The sequence below is a fragment of the Dorea acetigenes genome, assembly GCF_025567385.1.
GTDB classification, from domain to species: Bacteria; Bacillota; Clostridia; order Lachnospirales; family Lachnospiraceae; genus Claveliimonas; species Claveliimonas acetigenes.
The window spans coordinates 458,027-481,317 of sequence record NZ_JAOQJU010000001.1 but is presented as its reverse complement, the minus strand read 5'-3'; the positions used below and the strand labels follow the sequence as shown (position 1 = coordinate 481,317).

General features: G+C 46.1%; 15 protein-coding genes and 1 other annotated feature. Of the genes, 2 read left to right on the top strand and 13 right to left on the bottom strand.

Features of this window, described 5'->3' with window-relative positions:
• The 8 genes from OCV99_RS02345 to OCV99_RS02310 all read right to left on the bottom strand — a co-directional run.
• On the bottom strand, positions 1–6,279 hold a 6,279-nt coding region (locus tag OCV99_RS02345; RefSeq protein ID WP_158367749.1), incomplete at its 3' end, for a beta-L-arabinofuranosidase domain-containing protein.
• Positions 6,280–6,395: 116 nt separating this feature from the next.
• Positions 6,396–7,646 carry a sugar ABC transporter substrate-binding protein gene (locus OCV99_RS02340; RefSeq protein ID WP_158367748.1) on the bottom strand — a complete coding sequence of 417 codons (1,251 nt, stop codon included), beginning with the start codon at positions 7,644–7,646 and terminating at the stop codon, positions 6,396–6,398.
• A 26-nt stretch (positions 7,647–7,672) separates the two neighbouring features.
• Positions 7,673–9,199 (bottom strand): response regulator, encoded by a 1,527-nt coding sequence (locus OCV99_RS02335; protein WP_158367747.1) that lies wholly within the window; start codon positions 9,197–9,199, stop codon positions 7,673–7,675.
• Positions 9,200–9,213: 14 nt separating this feature from the next.
• On the bottom strand, positions 9,214–11,031 hold the full coding sequence (locus OCV99_RS02330) for a cache domain-containing sensor histidine kinase (RefSeq protein ID WP_262574593.1): 1,818 nt from the start codon (positions 11,029–11,031) through the stop codon (positions 9,214–9,216).
• A 79-nt stretch (positions 11,032–11,110) separates the two neighbouring features.
• Complete coding sequence (locus OCV99_RS02325; RefSeq protein ID WP_262574591.1) at positions 11,111–12,136, bottom strand: branched-chain amino acid aminotransferase; 1,026 nt, start codon at positions 12,134–12,136, stop codon at positions 11,111–11,113.
• A 127-nt stretch (positions 12,137–12,263) separates the two neighbouring features.
• Positions 12,264–12,773, bottom strand: a complete 510-nt coding sequence (gene ilvN / locus OCV99_RS02320) for an acetolactate synthase small subunit (RefSeq protein ID WP_158367744.1) — start codon at positions 12,771–12,773, stop codon at positions 12,264–12,266.
• A 15-nt stretch (positions 12,774–12,788) separates the two neighbouring features.
• A complete protein-coding gene (gene ilvB, locus OCV99_RS02315) occupies positions 12,789–14,510 on the bottom strand; it encodes a biosynthetic-type acetolactate synthase large subunit (protein ID WP_158367743.1) in 1,722 nt (573 codons plus the stop codon).
• Positions 14,511–14,565: 55 nt separating this feature from the next.
• Positions 14,566–14,865: a binding site (T-box leader), on the bottom strand.
• A gap of 66 nt (positions 14,866–14,931) precedes the next feature.
• Positions 14,932–16,077, bottom strand: a complete 1,146-nt coding sequence (locus OCV99_RS02310; protein ID WP_158367741.1) for a substrate-binding domain-containing protein — start codon at positions 16,075–16,077, stop codon at positions 14,932–14,934.
• A 434-nt stretch (positions 16,078–16,511) separates the two neighbouring features.
• Between OCV99_RS02310 and OCV99_RS02300 the strand changes: the two genes are divergently transcribed.
• Positions 16,512–17,246: a LytR/AlgR family response regulator transcription factor gene (locus OCV99_RS02300; RefSeq protein ID WP_227193364.1), complete on the top strand. Its 735-nt coding sequence runs from the start codon at positions 16,512–16,514 to the stop codon at positions 17,244–17,246.
• A 1-nt stretch (position 17,247) separates the two neighbouring features.
• Entirely contained in the window at positions 17,248–18,534 is a 1,287-nt protein-coding gene (locus OCV99_RS02295) for a sensor histidine kinase (protein WP_227193365.1), read from the top strand.
• A 21-nt stretch (positions 18,535–18,555) separates the two neighbouring features.
• Here OCV99_RS02295 and OCV99_RS02290 read toward each other — a convergent pair whose 3' ends face one another.
• From OCV99_RS02290 to OCV99_RS02270, 5 genes are read right to left on the bottom strand one after another with little or no spacing between them, the layout of a single operon-like run.
• Positions 18,556–19,224: a PHP domain-containing protein gene (locus OCV99_RS02290; protein ID WP_158367734.1), complete on the bottom strand. Its 669-nt coding sequence runs from the start codon at positions 19,222–19,224 to the stop codon at positions 18,556–18,558.
• Positions 19,214–20,455, bottom strand: coding sequence for a glycosyltransferase family 4 protein (locus OCV99_RS02285; RefSeq protein ID WP_158367732.1), 1,242 nt, complete (start codon positions 20,453–20,455; stop codon positions 19,214–19,216). The genes OCV99_RS02290 and OCV99_RS02285 overlap by 11 nt, the downstream gene beginning before the upstream one ends.
• 9 nt (positions 20,456–20,464) lie before the next feature.
• The gene (locus OCV99_RS02280; RefSeq protein WP_158367730.1) at positions 20,465–20,959 is read right to left on the bottom strand and encodes a dihydrofolate reductase; all 495 of its coding nucleotides are present in this window, start codon (positions 20,957–20,959) and stop codon (positions 20,465–20,467) included.
• Between the two features lie 24 nt (positions 20,960–20,983).
• Positions 20,984–21,832, bottom strand: coding sequence for a thymidylate synthase (gene thyA, locus OCV99_RS02275; protein ID WP_158367728.1), 849 nt, complete (start codon positions 21,830–21,832; stop codon positions 20,984–20,986).
• Between the two features lie 20 nt (positions 21,833–21,852).
• Complete coding sequence (locus tag OCV99_RS02270) at positions 21,853–23,217, bottom strand: MATE family efflux transporter (protein WP_158367726.1); 1,365 nt, start codon at positions 23,215–23,217, stop codon at positions 21,853–21,855.
• Positions 23,218–23,291 lie beyond the last annotated feature (74 nt).

The window sequence follows — 23,291 nt, the reverse complement described above, 5'->3', positions numbered from 1 at the left end:
CACCGTAACCTTAAAGGTCGCTGTCTTTCCTTCATATGTTACCGTTACTGTCTGCTCTCCGGTTTTAGCCTTATCATAGCCACTTACTTCGTAGCCTTCTGTGATTTCTTTTTCTTCACCATTGCTGTATTTTACAGTAACTTTCATTCCGTCAAGGTCAAGTTCTTCCCCTGCCGTGTACTCCGTCTTCGTCGGTGCTGTTACCGTAATGGATACCACCGTTACAACCGGTTCCGGTTCCGCCACTTTCAGCTCATTCTGTGCTTTGGTAAGAGCTGCCGCTGCTGCATCTACTTCTGCCTGCGTTGCCGCATTGCTTGCATAAATATCATTCGCCGTCTTCAACGCTTCTGCATATACTTTCCAGGTAGCTTCTGTGTATTCATCCTGATTTCCTACGGATTCTGTTGCATCAATGGCTGCCTTCAATACATCTTTTTCTACATATTTCAGCGCCTCTGCTGCAATCTCATCCGCCGTCATAACATGGCTTACAATCTTATAATTGTCAATCAGGCCAGTCATATACTCTCCGCTCTTCCAAGTAGACTTACCAATGTAAAGGATACTGCTGTCTCCCAGTAATTCAGGAATCGATACGATACTTTCTTCCCGTCCTGCTTCTACACCATTTACATAGAGAATTGTCTCATTTTCAGCATAGACAACAGTGATATAAGACCACTTATTCTCGCCTGCCGCATATTCCGGTGACGCAGGTCTGTCCTGTGCATTACTATTGAAACGCTGTGCTTTTACTGTACCGTTCTCGTCATAGATTCCCAGGTACTTCTCACTCTTGTACAGCTGCTCGTTTACATTCGCTGCTGCGAAGAATCCCCAGTTGGTTGCGCTTTGTCCAGGATTGATCTGGAAGGATACGGTCATCTCTTCCACGCCTGTCAACAGGCTTGTGCCATCTTTTGCTGTTACATTCAGGAACTGGCTGGTTCCGTCCAGTTTCAATGCCTTTCCTGTACCATGGTCAACCAGTGTATAAGTACCGGATGCCTTCGCATTGCCGCCATCGAAAGCTTCGCCTTCTGCCGGTGCTGCATCGAAGTTAAAGTCTGCCAGAACTTCCGGAATCTCCGGTTTCGCTGCTTCCTTCACAGTTACCTTGAAGGTGGCTGTCTTTCCATCGTACTCTACCGTTACTGTCTGCTCGCCGGCCGTATTCGGGTCATAGCCGCTTACTTCGCAATCCTCTATTGCAATGTCATTTGTTGTACCATCGCTGTATGTTGCAACAACTTCCATTCCGGTATAATCAATCGCTTCTCCAAGCTCATACTCTACCTTTGTCGGAGGTGTAACAGTAATAGAGGTTACTACCGCTACTAATTTGCTCTGTGCTTCTGTCAACGCAGCCACAGCAGCATCAACTTCCTGCTGGGTTGCATATGCATCCGCAAGAACCTCTTGTGCTTCTGTCAATACTGGCTCATATTCTGCCCAGCTTTCCGCTGTATAATCCTCTTCAACTACACTGCGAATTGCCGCCAGAAGTGCAGCCTTATCTGCAGCCTCTCCCTTAGATACGGTTGCAACAATCTTGTAGTTATCGAGCAATCCTGTATAATATTCACCCAGTTCCGTCGTTCCCCATGGAATCCAGTTCGCTCTACCAATCTGGAGAATCGGTGACTCGCCAAGAATATCTGTAATTGCCGGAAGCCCTGCCTGCATAATAGCGGCTCCATCACCAATCTTAATCGTAGTGCTGTCCTTATCAAGTGCAAACTCTACATGTACCCAGTCGTTTGCATCAATATCAGCACCCGTAAATGCAGGTCTTTCTTGCTCTGTACTATTATAACGCTCTACCGTAAACTTATTATTCGTAAGTGTGCCGATATAGTGCTCGCTCTTGAAAACTTGGGCATCTGCATTTGGTGCCGCAAAGAATGCCCAGTTAGCTGCGCCCTTCATATCGAAGGATACAGTCATCTCTTCTATACCTGCCAGCAAACTGGAACCATCTGCCTTGGTTACATTCAGCCATTCCTTCTTAGTTCCATCAAGAGATAACGCCTTACCTTCTTCATGATCTACTAGCGTTCCAGCAGGCTCAGCCACAGCCCAGCCGCCTTTGAATCCAGTGTCTTCGTCATCAAAGTCAAAGTCAAGAATCACTTCTTCGGTCTCTCTTAAGGTACCGTTTATCTTCCACTCATTGATACCTACGCCGGCTCCGCTCTTTACGAGAATTGCCCGGATACCGGTAGTCTCAATTGCGCCAAATTCTGTCTTATTATACTGATCCTGTTCCGTTCCAAGTCCATCCTGTGTCGGGATTGGCTCCCACTCGCCATCAATCGTCTGATATTCATACCGATAGCTGCTTGGTACCAGAACTCCGCCGTCTCCGCCATTGCTGTTATCGAAGAAATAGATTTCTGAGCTTTCAATGATTACCGGAGAAGCCCACTCATAACTAATCCATTCTTCCGTAGCATCCCAGTTGCCCCAGGTTCCCCAATGGCGACAATCATTTCCGAGAGAAGCGCTTCCTGTTCTGCCGTCGTTGACAGCAGACTCGTTCTCCCAGCTTGAGCAGTAGCTAGTGGTAATATCCGCAGATGCCGCCAGGTTATCCGGATTCGGTGTCACTGCAGGCGTCAGTCCATCAATTGCATCCTGCAGCTCAGACAGAGCCTTATTTACCTTGGACTGTGTTGTAGACTCTGCGTCAAGCTCAGCCTGTGCCGCCTCAATCTTCTCTAACAGTGTCCGGTAAGACTTCGGACCATAATCTTCCCTCGCCGGTGCATTATCGCCAGTTACAGAATCTACTAATGCCTGAAGCTTTGATTTATCTATCACTGCACCTGCTTCATCCACCTTCACATATGCGTGGTATCTATAGTTGTAAGCATCGTACATCGGATAGAAATCATAACCATTGGTAGTAAGATGCGGTACGGAATCCTCGTCCGCTCCAGCAACAATCTCTACACTCTCGGACAGGTCATCGCTCAGTGTTACATTCAGCCAGTTCATTGCTGTATAAGAGCTGTTCTGGTCTTTTGCTACCATAACGATTGGTCCATACATCAAAGATGCAACAACACTCTCGTCTACCTTGTCCGGTGTTTTGTCAAGATGAAGCGTATATGGCATATCAATTGTTACAACGTCTCCGTCTGACCAGGTACGATTAATTTCTACATAAGAGCTTACTTCCGGGTTCTCAGCTACAACGTCGCCATTTACCTTTACGGTAAATCCGTCTGTCGCCCAGTAAGGTACTCTTACCTTCATCGTGAACTCTCCGCTGCCTGTTACAGTAAGTTTGGAATGCTCAGATGGGAAGTTTGTTTCCTGTTTTACAGTTATATTCTTTTCATCCCAGGTAACCGTAGTCGGCATGTAAAGATTTACATATAAAGTATCATCTGTATGTGCAAAAGCTGCAGCCTGATATTTCACATGGTTCTCCATACCGGTACCGTTACAGCAGGTAAATCCGCCGTAATCGCTGTCATAGCTTTTTCTCTGACCCGGGTCGATGGGCAGCATGTAGGTACATCCATTGTGCATGCGTGATGTAGTATCGTGACTCTGAGATGCCGCGATCTGATTCAGCAGCGTTCTCTCATAGTAATCCATATAGGAAGCATCGTCCGGATTGTAGTTATACAAATCCATAGTCAGCTTCAGCATATTGTATGCCGCACAGGTCTCACAGTTCTCACCGCGTGACGAATTCCCGTCAATGTTATTACCCTGCTCGTATGGATCCTGGAATCTCTCTCCGGTTCCTACGCCGCCGATGGAGTATGCATAACGGCTGATTACCATCTCCCAGAAATTCTGGGCAATATTATAATATTTCACATCTCCGGTAGCCGCATATTCATGAATCGCTCCTACGATCTGCGGAATATGCTGATTTGCATGGCGTCCCTGAATCGTGTCCACATTATTCGCCAGACCGTTAAAGAATTCTGTATTATCGAACAGCTTCGCTGCTTTCAAATAATCCTCGTCCCCTGTGATCTCATAAAGTCTTGCCAGAGATTCATTCATTCCGCCATACTCGCCTGCAATGTACATCGCCCACATTCTTGTAAGCTGTTCCTGTGAGCAAGCGCTCAGTCTGTTGTAAACCCATTTTCCAAGATCTTTTGCAATCTGAAGGCCTTCCTCGTTGCCGGCATAGATATAGCTGTCAATGAATCCTGCCATCAGCTTATGTAAAGTATAGTACGGTGCCCAGATGGTTGCATATGGCGTATACTGTTCCAGAAGCGCAAACTGATCCGGTGAATAAGCGCTGATAAATCCTTTGCCCCATTCAGTCGGGTCTGTGCTCCATTTGGACTGCGCCGCATCGCTAGGCGTACAAGCCGTCTTGAAGTCTGCCGCATTCCCCTGGGACATCTCCTGCAGCTTTCTCATCTCTGTAATCATATAATCCAGCTTAGTCTTATATTCCTCATCACCCGTACTTGCATAAGCCAGGGACAACGCAGAAATGAAATGTCCGGTAGAATGTCCTCTCAAAAGACCGGTCGGCTCATCCCATCCTGTAAGCGGCTGGGCGCCTTTGGTGTCCTGTCCAAAGGTTGCACGGAAGTTGTACAGCATTCTGTCCGCATCCATAACCTTCAGATATTCAAATGCACGCGCTGCATTCTGAGAATAGATGGTATCTGTCCCGTCAAGGCTAATATCACTTAAATCAAAGGAGGACGCTGCCTTCTCCGGTCCTACCTCTTCCTCATCCGTCACAGTAACCGTCGCCGTTACTTCTTCCACACTGTCTACAATCGTACCTTTTACCGTCTTCTCTCCAGCTTCTGCAAAATCAGAAACTTTCAGGTCTGTCGGCCAGGTAACCTTTTCATATCCCGTCGTATCATCATTATATACAACCTCTACCGTCGCCGGAAGGTTCGGAATCTTTCCAACATAACTCGTTACACTTACCGGCTTCACCTCTTTGATGCTGATCTGCTTATACCCTGGCACAACGGTAGCCACAAAGTCTCTCGTCGCCGTCTCGTCCTCATAGGTAACGGTCGCCGTCAGAGTAACCTGTACCGCTGCTCCATCAGGCTGCTTTACCACGCCTGTGCTGGAGATAACTGCTTCATTAGAGCTCACCCAGGATATCTCGGAACCGTTCACTCCCTCTGTTGGAAGGACCAGATTGCCTGTCACAGAGCTAAGATTGCCAAGGTCGATTGCTGCTGCATCTGCCTCAGCAGTCTCTTTCGCATTCAACTGACGCTTTACCGTCACTTCAAACGTCTTTGTCTCTGTCTCATTTCCCGCTTTAATAGTCGCTGTCAGTGTAACCGTCACGTCTGCCTGATCTGCGTTCGGTCTTGTCACAGTACCATCAACAGCAATTACATCCTTGTTTGAACTCTCCCAGGAAATATCGGAGCCTGCGCTTCCTTTTGTCGGAAGTTCCAGATCTTCTGTCACTGCACTGATATCTCCCAGCGTCAGCGTAGCTTTATCTCTTGCTACCTTCTCAGTATCCTCAAGTGTTATCTGATCCTTTACCTCATCCGCTGTCATGGCATAATTGTAGATTTTGAAATCTGCAATCCGGCCATCCATGATATCATTCTCCCACTGTCCATAGCCGATGTAGTTCTGTGTACTGCCTTCCAAAACAGATAAATCTACATCCGTCTTCTCTGTTCCGATTAATTCGCCGTCCTCATAAAGGGACATAGATTTCTCAGAACCGTCAAAGGTTACTGTTGTGAAAATCCAGCGTCCGGTATCCAGGTTCTCCTGCTTCTCAGGACCTTTCTCGTTGCTCCAGCTGCTTGCTGTAATAGCGGCGGTATATCCTCTATGTCCAGTGTTGGAACCGTCGGCAAGCAGATACATATAGGAAGTCGTCCCACTTCCGATATCCCAGATCCGGTGATACTCTCCATCCGAAACATCCAGGTACACCCAACAGCTGATGGTAACATCCTCCAGACCGTTGAGAACGCCCTGCGGCAGCTCAACATAGGGATGTGTCGCATCCGGCTGTCCTCCGTTCATAACGAAAGACGTCTGCTCCTCGCCAAGAATCAAATCAGTCTGTGTCTCTACTCCTGCACCTGTGGGACGTACAACGCCGGCTTTTCCATTGCCGCTCAGGTCGTTGACGATAGTTCCCGACTTCAAAGACTCGAAGTTATAGTGAAGCACCAGACCTTCTGTCTCCTCCGCACTTACATAAGCCGGAAGATAAGTCACTGTCATTGCTAGCGCTGCTAACATGGCAATAACTCTGCGTATGAAACTTCTTTTCTTTTTCATAGCTTTTTTCTCCTCTCTTTCTTTTTTACAGATAAAACTGCATTTCCTATCTCATTATTGCAAAATTTTATTCTTCTGAACACTCCAAAAAATTAAACAGGGTGGAGATTTTTAAATTAAGAATCTCCACCCTGTTCACAAATATACGCGCACGCTTCTTTCGGTGTCATCTGTCCGGTAACTACAAAAAACTGCGCATCGGAAAGAATATCCGTAATCTCTGTCCAGTTCCTGCAGGACGTCCTTGAGATGCTGGTTTCCATCTGCTTTTCAAAAATCTCATATTCCGGCTTCTCTTCCAGCATCCGCTCCGCCACATCCCTCTTCGGCGGAAGGGAATCTGCCTGCATACACACCTCCAACATCCGCTCTTCCTCATTATTATAATACTGCATAAAAGCTATGGCGCCCTCCACATCTTTTCCTTTAATGACTCCGAGATTCTCTCCGCCGGTCACTCCAGTCAACGCCTGCTCCATCCCCTGCAGATACGGAAGCCTTGCAATCCCATAAGAAACCCCGGATTGTTCCAGTGCAGGCAGTACCCAAGGTCCATTCTCCATCATGGCACATTCTCCGTCGATAAACTTACGTGCCACATCATTCTGTGACCAATTGACACACTCTTTTGCCATTGCCCCTGTCTCTATTAACTGCCGTATAAAAGCAAAAGCTTCCTCAGTTCCCGTACCGCCAATCTGCTCCATATCCTCTCCTGTAGCAAGGATAAACGGCAATATCTGAAAGGCAGACTGTTCTCCCTTAATCGCAGACATGGCGAAGCCCTTCCTGTCATTTTCAGTAAGCGCAACCGCACAGTCCAGGAATTCCTCCCAGGTCTGTGGAACCGTCATTCCTTTTTCCTGAAATAATTCTTCATTATAAATAAGTGCCACATTGTTGCAGCAAAATGGCAGTCCGTAATACCGTTCTCCAAAGCATGCCGAATCAAGAGCCTCCGGATAGTAAGTATCCAGGTCATCCATCTGCGTAATATACTCCGTCAAATCCTCCAGTTCTCCCGTCTTCGCATAACGCTTCATGTCCGGATTATCAATAATCACAATATCCGGCTTCTGCTCTGCCGTAGGTTCAATGGCAAGCCTTTTATTAAATTCTGTAAGCGGTCCGTGGTATTCCCAGGTAAGCAGATATTCCTCCTGTGACTGGTTAAATCCCTCCACGAGATTTGAAACAGCAGCTTTCTGGGCATCTGTCTCATAGTAAGTCCACAGCAGCAGCTCCTTGCGTTCCTTTGCCTGTTCATCCGGTTTCTCATGTTCCTCCATCCGGCATCCGCCGACCGGCAAGGCAGCCAGTAGAACAGCCATCACCAAAACAGCAGCCAGTTTTTCCCTTCTCTTCATCTGCTTCCTCCTTCCTGTCTGCAGGCTTAGTTAAGCTGCCGGTATTCTCCCGGCGTAACCCCCTGCTCTTCTTTAAATATTCTGGCGAAATACTTTGCGTCACTGTACCCTACAGCCTCTGCTATTTCATAAATTTTCATATCCGTCCCCTTCAACAAACGCTTCGCATGACTGATACGGAAACGCCTCAGGAAGCGGGAGAAACCTATCCCCAGCTCCCGGCTGAATAACGCACTCAGGTATTCCGGTGTAATGTCAAGCTTTCTGGATACCTCTTCCTGCGTAATTCCTTCCTGGTAGTGCTCGCGGATATAATTGATTGCCCTCTGGATAATGTAATTACTGATATTTTCTCTCTTTACTCTTTTTCCGGCAATAATCTTAATCACATCTTCCCATGTCTCTGACATTTCCCGGTAAGTAAAGACGTTCTCCATTCGATTAATAATTCCGGAATTCTTCAGATACTCATGCAAAGTCAGATCAATATCCTGCAAAGTATCTTCTACAATATGATAGGTCTTTAAGAACCCGAACCTCATATCCCCCGGCGTATAATGCCGACTGTTCATATAGTCTGCGAATGCCTCCCCTGCCTGGATGATTTCTTCACTCTCTCCCCTGCAGATTGCATTTTTCAAATGGTTCCCAAGCTCTAGGGGATATTCAAAAAGTTCCGCTTTATAGTTCTCCACCGTCTCATCTGTAATCCAGCCTTCACTTTCCAGAACCATGGCGTAGGACAGATTCCTCTCCAGATGCTCCTTTGCCTCCCGGAGATTATACTCCGTGCATCCGGTCACCGCCCACACAAACCGCTCTTCTTTCTTCTGGTACTTTCCCACAACCTGATTATAAAACGCACGTTCATACCAGCTCTTTTCTTCTTCACCCTCTGCCTTTCCGACCGTAAGGCAGAAGAAAATCTGACGGTTTTCCTGATACATCAGATAAATCTTATAATCCTTATACATCCTTCCTAATTCGGCAATTTCCTTTTCCACCTGTTCTTTATAGCCGGGCTGTGCAGCCCCGATATATCCTGCCATTAAATCATATTTCATCCCCGGTGCAAAGCCGCAGACCCGACGCAGCTCCTCAATCCGTTCCTCAGACGCTTCCACATTTCCAAAAAAGATATCCCGCAGGCGGTTTTCCTGATTGCCATAGCCAAATGCATCCTCTTCCTGTATTTTAGCTTCGATATCCTTCAGCATTTTCCTGACGTCCTCTATAGCAAGCGGTTTCAAAAGATAATCATCTGCGCCATACCGGATAGCCTTTTGCGCATATTCAAAGTCAGAATATCCGGAAAGAATCACTATATGCGTCCTGACCTTCCGCTCTGCAAGTTCCTTCAACATCTGCAGTCCACTCATTCTCGGCATCCGAATATCTGTTATTACAAGATCCGGCTTGAACCGCAGCACCATTTCCAGCCCTTCTTCTCCGTCCGCGGCCTCTCCCACAACCATATGTCCGGTCTGGGACTCTATCATCTTTCCCATTCCTTCCCTTATCTTTATCTCGTCTTCAACGATTACAATTCTCATGACTCTTACCTCTTCTAATTCTCCTGCACCGGAATTTTCAATGTAATAACCGTTCCCACAGACAGGATGCTGCTTACATTCCAGTCGGCTTCTTTCCCATAATACATATATAAACGCGTAAAAGAATTCACAAGCCCGATTCCCGGTCCGCCGCCGTTTAGGATATACTCCTTATCATTATATTTCCTGGTGTCCTCCGGCGTCATTCCTTTTCCATTATCTTCAATAATCGCATAGAGCATACTCTTATCTTCTGAAAACACCAGATTAACCCTGAGTTCTCCGCCGCTTACAATTTCTTTAAATCCATGATCAATTGCATTCTCTATAAAAGGCTGCAAAAGCAGCTTATGTACCCTTACATTTCTTGCTTCTTCCTCTGCATACAGTTCAAATGAAAAAGAATAATTAAAGCGAAGCTGCTGAAGACTCACATACTTCTCCAGCCATTCGATCTCTTCCTGCATCTTCACGACCTGATTGCTTTTATTAACACTATAACGCAGAATCACGCCAAGGTCACGCAGCATTTTGCTAATCTCATATTCTCCCTTGTCAATTGCCATCCAATTAATAGAATCCAAGGTATTATACAGGAAATGGGGATTAATCTGCGCTTCCAGCGCACGGATTTCCGCTTCTTTCTGCTTCTGGGTTGCTTTCGTCACCTCATCAAATAAATCCTGCAATTTGCCCGTCATAGAATTAAAATTCTGAGCAATTTCAGCAAATTCATCCTCCGCTCCGGCAACCACCTTCACATCCAGATTTCCTTCCTGTACCTGGCGGATTCCCTGCATCAGAGATTGCAGGGATGATTTAATCGAATTTGTCATGGAGCAAATCATCACAACAGCAAAAATGGTAAAAAAGATTGCTACACCCACTGCAAGCCCCAGACCATCTATAACTTCGTCCAACAAATAGGCCCTGTCATATACATTGTAAAAGACCCATCCCAGTTTCTTGTCTTCGTACTGGTTATAGGAAATATTCTTCCCCTCCAGTCTTCCCGTGCTCTGCACAAACTCCTCTACCGATTCCTGCTTCTGAATCTGCTCTCCTGCATAGGAAAGGTCCGGATAAGCCAGAATATATCCATCCCGGTCTATAATAAAATTCACGTTATGTTCCTGCTGCGGATCATGCTGATAATCAACCGTACAGATTTTATCCAATTCCTTTCCGTCAATACTCATGATAAGCGTAGCAACCGAACCTTTTTCCAGCCTGTTATAATCATAGATCTTCTTGGAAATATGGAACAGATACTGCACGTTCTCCCCGCTGCCATATTCGTCTGTCGGTGTAATTGCAATACCTGATGTCTCCTGTGCCCTTTGATAAGGCTCCGTCTCCCTCAAATCTTCATATTCATTCCATATGTTCTGCACTGTAGAAGCGTTTTTAAAATCATAAGTAATGGACTGTCCATCCTGAAGGACAATGCTGATACATTCGATTCCATTCGCCGAAACATCATACTGCCTGATTTTATCGTATATCTCCCACTTTGCAACCTCATCGGTTTCATAATCCTCATCCAGCTGATTCGCAATATTATCAATAACCTGACTGTCACTGCTAAGCTGCCAGACCAGATTGATATAGATTTCCATCGTCAAATCTACCCGCTCCGCCATCTGGACAAGCTCATTCACCATAAGCTCATCCACTTTTCCCTTCATGCTTGTCATGTTTATGTAGACTAAAAGCACCTGACTTACAATTAACGGAACGATTGCCGAAATAATAAAAGCATATAAAATCTTTTTCCAGATTTTCTGACTCTGAAACCACCTGACAAGTCCCCGGTGTTTCTTATTCTTCATTCCCTGTCCTCCGGCTTCCTTTCTATACCAAACGGGGCAGACAATCTCCCTGTCTGCCCCGCCTCTATATAAGCTTATTCTAGCAAACTACATGAATCCATCCTTCCGGAGCCTCAATGTGTCCCATCTGGATTCCGGTCAACGTATCATAAAGTTTCTTCGTTGTAGGTCCCATCTCTTCCATACCGCTTGGGAAACAAATTTCCGTACCGTGGTCTACAATCTTTCCTACCGGAGAGATAACCGCCGCCGTACCGCAGAGTCCGCATTCTGCAAAATCTTTCACTTCATCAAGGTATACTTCTCTCTCCTCTACTTCCAATCCCAGGTATTTCTCTGCCACATACATCAGAGAACGTCTGGTAATAGACGGAAGAATGGTATGTGACTTCGGCGTTACTACCTTGTTATCTTTGGTAATAAAGATAAAGTTCGCTCCACCGGTCTCTTCAACCTTCGTCCGGGTAGCAGCATCCAGATACATATTTTCATCGTATCCCTGCTTATGAGCGTCCACAATTGCATGAAGGCTCATTGCATAGTTAAGTCCCGCCTTTACATGGCCTGTCCCATGAGGCGCCGCACGGTCAAAGTCACAAACTCTGATCGTAATCGGCTTCGCGCCGCCCTTAAAATACGGTCCTACCGGAGTCGTAAATACACGGAACTGATATTCATCTGCCGGTTTTACACCAATGACAGCATTAGAACCGAACATATACGGACGAACGTATAAAGTTGCTCCGGAACCATACGGCGGAACATAAGCTTTATTCGCCTCTACTACCTTATGTACTGCCTCAACAAATCTGTCTTCCGGGAACACCGGCATCTCCAGCCGCTTAGCTGAATCTGCCATCCTGGATGCGTTCAGGTCAGGGCGGAACATTACAATACGCCCATCTTCCGTTGTATAAGCCTTCAGCCCTTCAAAACAGGTCTGCGCATACTGCAGTACACCGGCACACTCATTAATCACTACATTCGCATCGGAGGTCAGCACGCCCTCATCCCACGCTCCGTCTTTATAGTTAGAAACGTATCTCTTATCTGTCTGCATATATCCGAATCCCAAATTTGACCAGTCAATATTCTTCTTTTCCATCGAAACTTCCTCCATTCTTTGATAACTTCTTCCAATCTTCCTTCATTATAGTACGATCATATTTAAAATTCAAGAGCGCACTCGGTTTTTCCGTAAAAACAATGATTCCAGATGTGTCCTGCCATTTCTATCTCTCCATCATACTGATAGATTCAATTCCCACACTTCCGCCTCTTACAACCTCTATACTCTGAAACTCTTCTTTCATCAGCTTAATTACCGCATCATTCTTGGTTGCCGTCTGTACAAACTCCAGAAGCAGGCTGTCTTTTCCGTAATCAATCACTTTCGCTTTGAAGGTCTCCGCAATCTGGAACAACTCCGCCTTATCCTCCGGCGTACATTTTTTCACCTTCACGTAGAGAATCTCCTTCATCCTTACAAAGATATCCGTAAAATCAATTACCTTGATAACCTCCACCAGACGGTTTAACTGCTTCTTAATCTGCTCAAATGTCTCATCATCACTGACCGTCGCAATGGTCATCCTGGAAATCGTCGGATCTTCTGTTGTCCCCACTGTCAGGCTGTCCAGATTGTAAGATTTACCAGAAAACAATCCGGAGATTTTAGAAAGAACACCTACCTGATTCTCCACATACAGTGAAATCCATCTTTTCTTCATTCCGTTACTCATCATCCCTGCTCCTTTCTAACAGTCCAAAATCATATCTTCCAGCGTCCCGCCCGGCTGAATCATAGGATAAACCAAATCCTCCGGGTCAATCGTAAACTCAATAATCGTCGGTACCTTCTTGCTCTTTCGCGCTTCCTCAAATGCCGGCAGAATCTCTTCTTTCTTCGTTACGCGGATTCCCTTCGCCCCGTAGCTTTCCGCCAGTTTCACAAAATCAGGCGTATACTCAGGGCACGGCACTTCCCCGCATTTCCCGCGGCAGGCAGCGCCGGAGCGCAGACACGTCATAGAATACCGTTTGCCATAGAACAATTTCTGCCACTGGCGAACCATTCCCAGATTGCTGTTATTAAAGATACAGGAGATAATCGGAAGTTCCTCCAGAACCGCCGTTGCAAGCTCCTGAATATTCATCTGCATACCGCCGTCACCGGAGATAGAGATAACCGGAGTATCCGGATTGCCGATCTGCGCGCCGATTGCTCCCGGCAGCCCGTACCCCATCGTTCCCAGCCCGCCGGACATCAGAAGCTTCTTATTCTCGTCCAGCTCCAAAAACTGTGCGGTAAACATCTGGTGCTGCCCCACGTCCGTTACAACAATTGCTTTTTCAAAAGATTCATTAATCGCATCAATAATATCCTGCGGCGTCATAATCGGTTTTTTCTTCATCACCATCGGATGTTCTGCTTTCCACGCAGCTATCTTTGACAGCCAGTTCTTTGTATCGCATACTTCCACATATTCCAGCATCTTTGTAACCGCTTCTTTTGCATCTGCTACAATCGGCACGTCAACCTGAACATTTTTAGAAATCGCCGCCGTGTCGATATCAATATGTACAATCTGCGCCTTCGGGGCAAAAGAGTGCAGCTTTCCGGTAATACGGTCGTTAAATCTTGTTCCAATAGAGAAAAGAAGATCACATTCGCCGACAGACATATTTGCCGCATAAGCACCATGCATACCAAGATTACCAATAAACAGCGGATGATTCGTCGGAATCGCCCCGCGTCCCATTACTGTTGTAATGACCGGAACATTGGTCTTCTCCACCAACTCCGTAAATTCCTTATTTGCATGGGCAATGTTCACTCCGCCTCCGGCAAGGAACAGCGGACGTTCTGCCTTATTCAACATCTTAATCGCACGCTTTAACTGTCCGATATGAACGCTGGTATTGGGCTTATATCCGCGGATATTGACTTCCTTCGGATACTCTGCGCTTCCCAGCTCTCCCATCACATCCTTGGGCAGGTCTATAAGCACCGGTCCGGGTCTTCCCGTCCTTGCAATATAGAAAGCCTCTTTCACTATTCTCCCCAGATCTTCCCTGTTACGGACCGTCACACCATACTTGGTGATACTCCTGGTAATCCCCACAATATCCACTTCCTGGAAAGCATCATTCCCAATCAAATGCCTTGCCACTTGTCCGGTAAAACATACCAACGGCACGCTGTCATAATAAGCAGTAGCAAGTCCCGTAACCAGATTCGTCGCTCCCGGCCCGCTGGTTACCAGACATACACCGACCTTTCCTGTGGAGCGGGCGTAGGCATCTGCTTCATGCACCAGAGCCACTTCCTGCCTTGGAAGGATTACCTTCGTATAATCCTGCTTATATAACTCGTCACTGATATCAATGGTACAGGCACCCGGATAGCCGAACAATGTATCGACTCCTTCTTCCTTCAGCGCCTTCACCAATAACTTGTTTCCTGAAATCTTCTTCATGACATACCCTCCTGTTTCAGTTCTTCGGATATAAAAAAGCCCTAAGCTATTCTTAGCTTAGGGCGAATCTTTTCATCCGTGTTACCACCTAAATTCAGAGAACCTCTCTGCACTCTGTCTGTACAGAAGCCTGCTGCCCGGCATCTGTGCGCCGATCTTCTGCTTCGATACAGTTCCCCTGTAACGTAGGGAATACGTTGAAGTCTACTAATATCCTGTACTCCTTGGCACAAACAGACACGTTCGGTTCACTGCTCAAAGGCTACTTCCATAAGTCCGTCACGGAGATTCGCACCTTCCATCTCCTCTCTTTGCTTCCGAATACCTATGTACTCCTCCTTGTCATAGCATTTGCTCGATAATTGTTATTATTATAGTGGAAAACGTCTCTATTTGTCAACCATTCTTTTCACATATCTTTTTAATATCCAATGCACTCCTTCAGCCAGTCATTCGTCATGTAATTTTCTACGGCTCCATACTGTTTGGGAGCAACATCGTAAATATTTTCAATTGTCGTATCGCTTTTCAGCATATCCTGTGTAATAAGACAAGCAGGCATCTCAAAATAATCTGTTGCCTCGCCCGTCCCGGGATCTGTAATGTCTTCATAATCGCCGTTTAATTCCAACGCTAAAGTCCTGATCCCCTGTTCGCCATTCGCCTTAAAATCCGTGCAGGCACAAGCTTTCCATTGGGAGCTGTCCTCTAACATATAACGGATATCCTCATTGCAGATATCTACCGATACAAGGGGAATATCTCTGCCCAGTTCTTTTAATGCCTGGTAGCACCCCTGCGCGTAGGCGTCATAAGCAACCCATACAGCGTCAATCTCCCCCTCGTCGTATTTCATCAAAGTGGCACGCATCACCTCATACATGGAAGCTGTAGCATCGCTGTAGTCTGTCGGTCCAATCACTTCCAGTGTATGAATTCTGCCGCTCGTTTCATATTCCTGATAGCCTTCTTCCCTCCTGTCAAAAGCAGCAATATAATTCGGTCCTACCCATACCTTCAATACATTTACCGTTTCCTTCTCCGGATATAATTCTTCACAGATATAATCCAGTAAACTTGTGGCAAACCCTGCATCATCCTGGAAAAACTGGGTAACACCTTCTATTTTCTTTGTTTCACCGGAGGATTCTTCAAACTGCGTATCAAAAGTTACAATTTTTAGTTCCGGATAATCTTCAAGCAATTCCGTCAGAAACTCATAGGAATACTCCTGTCCTCCGTGTGACAGAAACAATCCGTCATACCCATCTTCAGCACACTCTGTGATATCATTTTTGAAAACGGTGTCATCGCCATCAGAAAAAAACACATCACAGGACATACCTAATTTTTCCGCCGTTTCTACACTTTGATCGGCACAGAGCTGAAATATCTCGCTGGAAGGCATGTTCAGTATATACGCAATCTTCTTTCCTTCCACCGGAGAACTCGCCGTATTCTCTGCCGGTTCCACTTTATCACTGCACCCAGCCAGCGAAAAAAGCAATAAAAAAACCACTGTAAAAATACAGACTCGCGATAATCTCGCAGAAATTGATTTTTGCATCTTTCTTAACTCTCCTTATCTTTATAGAATTCCTTTGTCGCGACACAATGCCTCTATGCTCCTGTCATATGTAGCTTCTGCTTCCGTAGAAAAGAAACACCCGGGTACCCCCTCATTATGATCCCGGTGATGCGCTACGCAAGCACAACATTTTCCATGTCGCGGACAGTCATAGGTACATGGGCATGGTCTGTTGTTGTCACAATTCTCCATATTTTTTCCTCCTTTTTCTGCTTTTGTATGCATCACGCCAACTTCTTCTGTCTTTCCTGCATACTTGAAGCGACAAAAACACTTGACACATACACATACTTTTGGCATAATTTTTATAGATTTCTTAAATTTTATCGGAAGGAGCCAATTTTTTGAACTAAATTGTAAATTTTGCAGCCTTTATTGTAAATTTTGCAATGTTCTTAAAAAAGAATGGAAAAATGCGGATTGCTGTATGTGATGATGAAAAACGATATCGTGAGAAAATTGTGAATCTGATTCAGGAATATGAGAAAATAAGGCAGAACTACTCTTTTACAGTGTCTGCTTTTTCTTCTGCAAAAGCACTTTTGAACTTTAAAGCTGAACACGGCGGATTTGATCTCTATATACTGGATATTCTCATGCCGGAAATGAGCGGTATAAGGCTGGGTTCTGCGCTGCGAGAACAAGGCGATGAAGGGATGATTCTCTATCTAACCACCTCTCCCGACTTTGCCGTAGACTCCTATACTGTGGAAGCGTTTCAGTATCTTTTGAAACCAATAGACGCTGTCCCGTTATTCCGATGCCTGGACAAGGCTGCTGACCGTTTTGCCGAGCTTCAGAAGAAGGCTGTTGCTATTAAACTGCCCGGCTCCGTCCGCATCATTCCAGTACACAACATCTGCTACGCCGAACGTGTCAGACGGCTGATCTGTTATCATCTCATTGACCATTCTGTTATAAGTAGCGCAACCTTTAACGGGACCTTTCAAAATGCCGTTGCCCCGCTGCTGGAACACAAAGAATTTCTTCTTGTGGGTTCCTCTTTTGTCGTAAACCTGCGCCATGTCACAGAAATCACAAGACATGAGCTTATCCTCAACGGGAATCACAAAATTTCAATTCCCCGCGGGAAATACGAAACATACAAAACAAAATGGTCCGATTACTGGCTGAATGGAGGCGAATAACATGCTGTTTGAACAAAATTTACCCTATATGGTATTTAAGGTCACTTTAACCGTAATATGTACACTGGGCATGATGTGTTCTACCACAAAACTCAAATACAGTCTCAGAAAAATTATTGCCATCCTGTCTCTGTATCTTTTTTATGTTGTGATTTCTACTGCCGCCATCATTTATTTCCGGGGCTTTCTGTTCCTTACACGGGTTTTTGCATTTACAATATCTCTTCCTGCTATCCTTATGATTTACAAACTTGCAAAAGTACAGCCCGCATTGGCTGTATTTACCCATGCGACACAGATTTTATTTTCCCTGTACGTTACCGCCACCGTCACGCTGATAAATACTGCAATCCATGGTTCGGCATTCTCCGACTTCCTGCTCCGTCTAACGGCTTACCTGCTCATTATTTTATTGGAATTTGCTTTTATACGGCGCCCGTTTTTACAGCTTACCGCTATCACGCAAAAAGGCTGGGGCATCCTTTCTCTGATTCCATGCTCTCTGATTGTACTTGTAGTCGTAATTGCCGCTTATCCGACGCATTACATAAATAGTCCTTCTGCTATTTTTTTAATCTACCTGCTGGGAGCAGTGATTGTCATTATCTATTTTGCAGTGTTCCAATACCTGTTCATGCAGTACCGGTTTCAAATGTCAAATCATAATCGGGAATTATTAGAATTACAGGTACACAGCCTGGAAGAAAGAATCTCCGAGGCATCTGCTGCAACCGAAAAAGCAAGAATAGACCTGCATGATACCCGCCACAGACTTCAGGCCATCGCTTCCCTTGTAGAAAATGAAGAACCGCAGACCGTTCTCAATTATATCAATCATTCCATTTCGCAGTATAAGCTTCAGGCTCCTGCACTTTATTGCAGCAGCCCCATACTGAACGCCACACTGTCTTCCTATCTGGAACGGGCAGCGGCAGAGAATATCACGCTGGAAACACATTTTTCCATTCCGGACACACTCCCTGTCGATGCCGCAGAGCTTTCCATCGTTTTTGCCAATGCGCTGGAAAATGCCATCACCGCCTGCCGTAAGCTTCCTGAAGAAGAAAGAAAAATTATCTGCAAATGCATACACAGGCCAAAGCTCATGTTGGAGGTGTCCAACCCCTATACCGGAACCGTCGCTTTCTCCAAAAACGGACTTCCCATATCAGAAAAGGAAGGTCACGGAATTGGTACCCGGTCAATCCTGGCTTTCTGCAAAAAGCATGACGTCTTTTATCATTTTACTGCTGAAAATGGATGGTTCACGGTAACGATTGTATTTTAACCATAAAAACCGGCATTTTCCCTACATAGACGCCGGGTCTACCGTCATTTCCCCCGCAAGGAATGCATCCATGTCCAGCGTATGGTAGGCGCCGTCCAGATAATACGCCGGAAGCATTCCGCCCTCTTGGAATGCCTTCACCAGGTCATCCGGTGTACGGATATCCTGAGGAAAATAGGTCGCACAGATTCCTACCTTCTCCGGCACATGGCAGTCGCTTGCCCCTACAGGTATCAGACCCAGCTTCTTCGCATATTCCGCCGCCGTCCGGCAGGCGTCCGTCTTCGTGCTTCCATTCAGCACCTCGATTCCATCAAGCCCTGTCACTTCATTCAGATGCCCTTCCAGCCCTCGCCGGTTATTTCGGAACGGATGGGCGCTGTAGCATACGCCGCCCCGCTCCTTCACATAGTCAATAAATTCCTGGGCGCTTACCCGGTGATCCGGATATTCCTCAATGCCAAAAGCAATAATATCTCCCTGCAGAGAATAAAACTCAATTCCCACAAATATGGGAAAGTCCACCAACTTAGAGTATTCCTGTGCAAATTTCTTAAGCCCCATGCTGTCATGGTCTGTAATGCAGATGGCATCCAACCCCTTTTCCTTCGCAATCACAACCATCTCTTCCAGCTTCAGGAAACTGTCCTTTGAATAACGCATCTCATGCATATGAAGATCAATAAACATATCCTTCTTCCTCGTCCCTTCCTATATTCCCGGTTCCTTTTTTACCATATTCTTCCAAAACCGTACGGCAGACATTCTCCCAGGATACCCGGCTAAGATCCGGCTGACCCATATCCTTCATCGCCGCACATTCCACAATTTTCTCTGCAAGCCTTTTCTCAAACTCCGGCAAAGCTTCCCGTACCGGTTCATCCGTATTACGCATCTGCGGCGGCTCCACGAAAAACACCGGGGCGCCGGGAACATGCTCCTCCACCCAGGGTCGGATTCCCGGAAGTTCTGTAATGACTACCTTGTCCCCGCATGCCATCGCCTCAATCATCGTAAGGGGCATCCCGTCAAAGAAAGAGGGCAATACAAAGATATCACTTCTATTGTATGCTTTTGCCAGCTCTTCCTGGGAAATGCGTCCCAGAAAATGAACCGGACAGGGAGCTTCCCCCGCCAACTGTTTTATCTGCGCATATTCCTCTTCATTTCCATAGCCGCCTGCCAGAAGAAGCTCCATCTTCCCCGATTCCCACGGAAGATGCCTCAGACATCTAAGAAGACTAATAACTCCCTTTTTTTCCGACAGCTTTCCGGCAAATATCAGGCGCAGCTTCCCATCTCTTTCCGGCCGTTCCGGATAAAAAACACTGCTGTTGAATCCGGTTCCCGCAATTCGGATTCTCTCTCTGTCCACATCATATATGCGGATAATTTCTTCTCTCTGCTCTTCATGGAGAGCAAAAATTGCATCCAGCTTCTGTATCTGCTTTCTGATAAATTTCCGTTCCAGCGGCGTCTTCTCCATCTGCCTCAGATCCGTATTGTGACAGAAACCATACACCTTGCGCCGGGGGAACATGTCCTTCACCAGTGCCGTAAGAAGATACAGGTGATGGCAGATAATCAAATCCGGCCCAAAGCTTTCCACTGCTTCCTTGATATGCGCCGCAAAGGTTTCCTTAAACTGCCTAACCATCTCTGCCGTCATCTGCCCGTAAACCGTGCTTTCATAAGGCATCTCGTCCGACATGCCCGCAATGGGAAAAGGCAACTCCTCCGTACAAAAATATACCGGATAGAATTCCACCCCGTCCGGGAACACCGTCCGGTCTTCCTGATAAACGCCTGCCGTCACCGCCTGCTCATGTCCCTGTCGGGCGAATCCTTTCACCAGCTCTGTCAAATACACGCCGCTTCCGGTACTGTCCGGCTTCTGTGCTGTAATACTTAGTATCCTCATTTGTTTAAATTACTTTCCCTTTCGCTCATAAACTGTAAATACATATTCCAGATCAAAATAGGTCTGTTCCTCACTGATCTTCGTCATCTCCCACTGTGGATCCTCGTCCAAATTGGGAAACCAGGTATCCGCCTCATAAGCATGCCCGATCTTCGTCACGTATGCCTTATCACAGTAAGGCAGAAGTTCCCGGTAAATGCTCTCGCCGCCAATCACATAAATATCATCCGATTCGTAATTCCCGGCTTCCTTCAGCACCTCTTCCACAGAATGACAAATGACAGCATCTTTTACCTGATAGTCCTTCTTTCCCGTCAGCACAATATTCGTTCTCTTCTTAAGCGGCTGTCCGCCCGGAAAACTCTCCAGAGTCTTTCTTCCCATAACCACGGTCTTCCCCGTTGTCGTCTCCCGGAAGAACTTCATATCCTGCGGAATACTTACCAGTAACCGATTCTGAAGCCCGATTGCCCAATTCTTATCCACTGCAACAATTATATTCATATCGTTTCTCCCTTTTTACCTTTCTTAAATTGCCACCGGAATGTTCCGAATCTGTTCATGAGTCTCATAGTCAATCAATTTCACATCATCCGGCGTAAAATCATAGAAATCCCTAATCTCAGGATTCAGCCAGAACTTCGGCGCCGGGAGCGGTTCTCTGCTAATCAGCTCTTCAACCAGCGGAATATGACGGTCATAGATATGGGCGTCTGCAATCACATGCACGAACTCGCCCACCTTCATATCACATACCTGCGCCAGCATATGGAGCAGCACGGCATACTGACATACATTCCAGTTATTTGCCGTCAGTACATCCTGCGAACGCTGATTCAGGATTCCATTCAACGTCAGTTTATCACTTCCCGCTTCCTTCGTCACATTGAAAGTCATACTGTACGCACAGGGATAGAGCGCCATCTCATGCAAATCCTGGTGCACATAAATATTTGTCATAATCCGGCGGCTATAAGGATTATGTTTCAAATCATAAATCACTCTGTCCACCTGATCCATCATCCCCTCTTTGTACGGATGCTTCACCCCCATCTGATAGCCATAAGCCTTGCCGATGGAACCATTCTCATCTGCCCAACTGTCCCAGATGTGACTCTTTAACTCATGGATATTATTAGACTTCTTCTGCCAGATCCACAAAAGTTCATCCGTACAGCCCTTAATCGCAGTCCTCCGAAGGGTCAGCGCCGGGAACTCTTTCGACAGATCGTATCGGTTCACAACACAGAATTTCTTAATAGTATAGGCGCTGGTTCCGTCCTCCCATACCGGGCGGACCTTCTCCCCCTCTGTGCTGGTTCCGTTATCAATAATGTCACGGCACATATCTATAAAAACCTTGTCTGCGTAACTCATAAAACCCAACCTCCACTTGATTATTGTTTCATCTTCTTCAGTTCCCTTAATGCCAGCGTGATTGCCACTGCCGCTGCTGCCGCATCCGCAATCGGTCCCGCATACATAACCCCGTCAATACCCATGAATAATGGGAAAATAAGAATCAGCGGGAGCAGGAAAATAACCTGCCTCGTCAGTGACACCACGATGCCCAGTTTTGCCTTGCCGATGGACGTAAAGAACCCTGACGACATAGGCTGTATTCCATTTATAAAAGTCATGAACATAAATATTTTAAAATATCTTTCTGCAAAATGGAAGTATTCTTCACTCCCATTCCCGAAAATACTGACCAACTGGCGCGGGAACAATTGAAAACAGATAAAAAATAAGATTCCCACTGTCATGGATATTGCCGCCGCTTTCCGGTAAGTTTCTCTCACCCTGTCATATCTGCCCGCTCCATAGTTAAATCCCCAGATAGGCTGGCATCCCTGGGATATACCGATACAGATTGCCATAAACACCATGTTGACCTTAGAAATAACGCCCACACAAGCCAGAGGAATATCCATGCCGTACATGGATTCCGCCCCATAATGACGAAGCGTATTGTTCATGGCAACCTGTACAATCGCCATAGCAATCTGATTGATACAGGAGGCCATCCCAAGGGAAACAATCATTTTTAAAAATCTTCCTTTGGGAGCGAACATTTCTCTTTTCAACTCCATATGCCGGATTCTTGCAAAATAAACGATTACAATCATTCCGGATATGACCTGCCCGATAACGGTTGCCCACGCCGCCCCCTTGATTCCCCAGTGGAAGCCAAAGATAAACAATGGGTCCAAAATCGTATTAATGATTGCTCCCGTCAACATACATACCATGGAATATGTAGGGCTTCTGTCCGCCCGAATCAGATGATTTCCTCCTGTTGTCAGAATCAGGAAGGGTATTCCGATTGCACAGATTCCCGTATAATCCTGTGCATAAGGCAGCACCTCCGGCGTTACACCACATATCTGCAAAATAGGATTCAGAAAAATCAGGACAACCGCTGCGATTACCACTCCGCAGATTACCAACATAGAAAGCCCCGTCCCGGCAATCTCTGCCGCGCGTTTCCGGTTGCCCGCCCCGGATTCCAGGTTAAAGTTAGAAGCGCTCCCGATTCCCAGAAGAAGGGCGGTCGCCGTACATATAATGGATATAGGAAAGGCAATGTTCGTCGCCGCATTCCCAAGCATCCCAACACCTTGACCGATAAAAATCTGGTCTACGATATTATACAACGAGCTTACCAGCATACTGATAATTGCCGGTATCGCAAACTTTGCAATCAATCTGCCCACAGGCTCTGTCGCCAGCGGATTACTCTTTTCTATCTTTTCACTCATTCTTATATTACCCTCCATATTCTGTTTCTAAATATTCCTGAAAAATCATGCGCATCCTGCGGAGCGTTTTGTGA

Excerpts from the sequence above, each read along its gene's own strand:
- OCV99_RS02340 (WP_158367748.1), bottom strand. The coding sequence starts at position 7,646 with ATGAAGAGAAGGGAAAAACTGGCTGCTGTTTTGGTGATGGCTGTTCTA.
- OCV99_RS02335 (WP_158367747.1), bottom strand. The coding sequence starts at position 9,199 with ATGAGAATTGTAATCGTTGAAGACGAGATAAAGATAAGGGAAGGAATG.
- OCV99_RS02330 (WP_262574593.1), bottom strand. The coding sequence starts at position 11,031 with ATGAAGAATAAGAAACACCGGGGACTTGTCAGGTGGTTTCAGAGTCAG.
- OCV99_RS02325 (WP_262574591.1), bottom strand. The coding sequence starts at position 12,136 with ATGGAAAAGAAGAATATTGACTGGTCAAATTTGGGATTCGGATATATG.
- ilvN (WP_158367744.1), bottom strand. The coding sequence starts at position 12,773 with ATGAGTAACGGAATGAAGAAAAGATGGATTTCACTGTATGTGGAGAAT.
- ilvB (WP_158367743.1), bottom strand. The coding sequence starts at position 14,510 with ATGAAGAAGATTTCAGGAAACAAGTTATTGGTGAAGGCGCTGAAGGAA.
- OCV99_RS02310 (WP_158367741.1), bottom strand. The coding sequence starts at position 16,077 with ATGCAAAAATCAATTTCTGCGAGATTATCGCGAGTCTGTATTTTTACA.
- OCV99_RS02300 (WP_227193364.1), top strand. The coding sequence starts at position 16,512 with ATGCGGATTGCTGTATGTGATGATGAAAAACGATATCGTGAGAAAATT.
- OCV99_RS02295 (WP_227193365.1), top strand. The coding sequence starts at position 17,248 with ATGCTGTTTGAACAAAATTTACCCTATATGGTATTTAAGGTCACTTTA.
- OCV99_RS02290 (WP_158367734.1), bottom strand. The coding sequence starts at position 19,224 with ATGTTTATTGATCTTCATATGCATGAGATGCGTTATTCAAAGGACAGT.
- OCV99_RS02285 (WP_158367732.1), bottom strand. The coding sequence starts at position 20,455 with ATGAGGATACTAAGTATTACAGCACAGAAGCCGGACAGTACCGGAAGC.
- OCV99_RS02280 (WP_158367730.1), bottom strand. The coding sequence starts at position 20,959 with ATGAATATAATTGTTGCAGTGGATAAGAATTGGGCAATCGGGCTTCAG.
- thyA (WP_158367728.1), bottom strand. The coding sequence starts at position 21,832 with ATGAGTTACGCAGACAAGGTTTTTATAGATATGTGCCGTGACATTATT.
- OCV99_RS02270 (WP_158367726.1), bottom strand. The coding sequence starts at position 23,217 with ATGAGTGAAAAGATAGAAAAGAGTAATCCGCTGGCGACAGAGCCTGTG.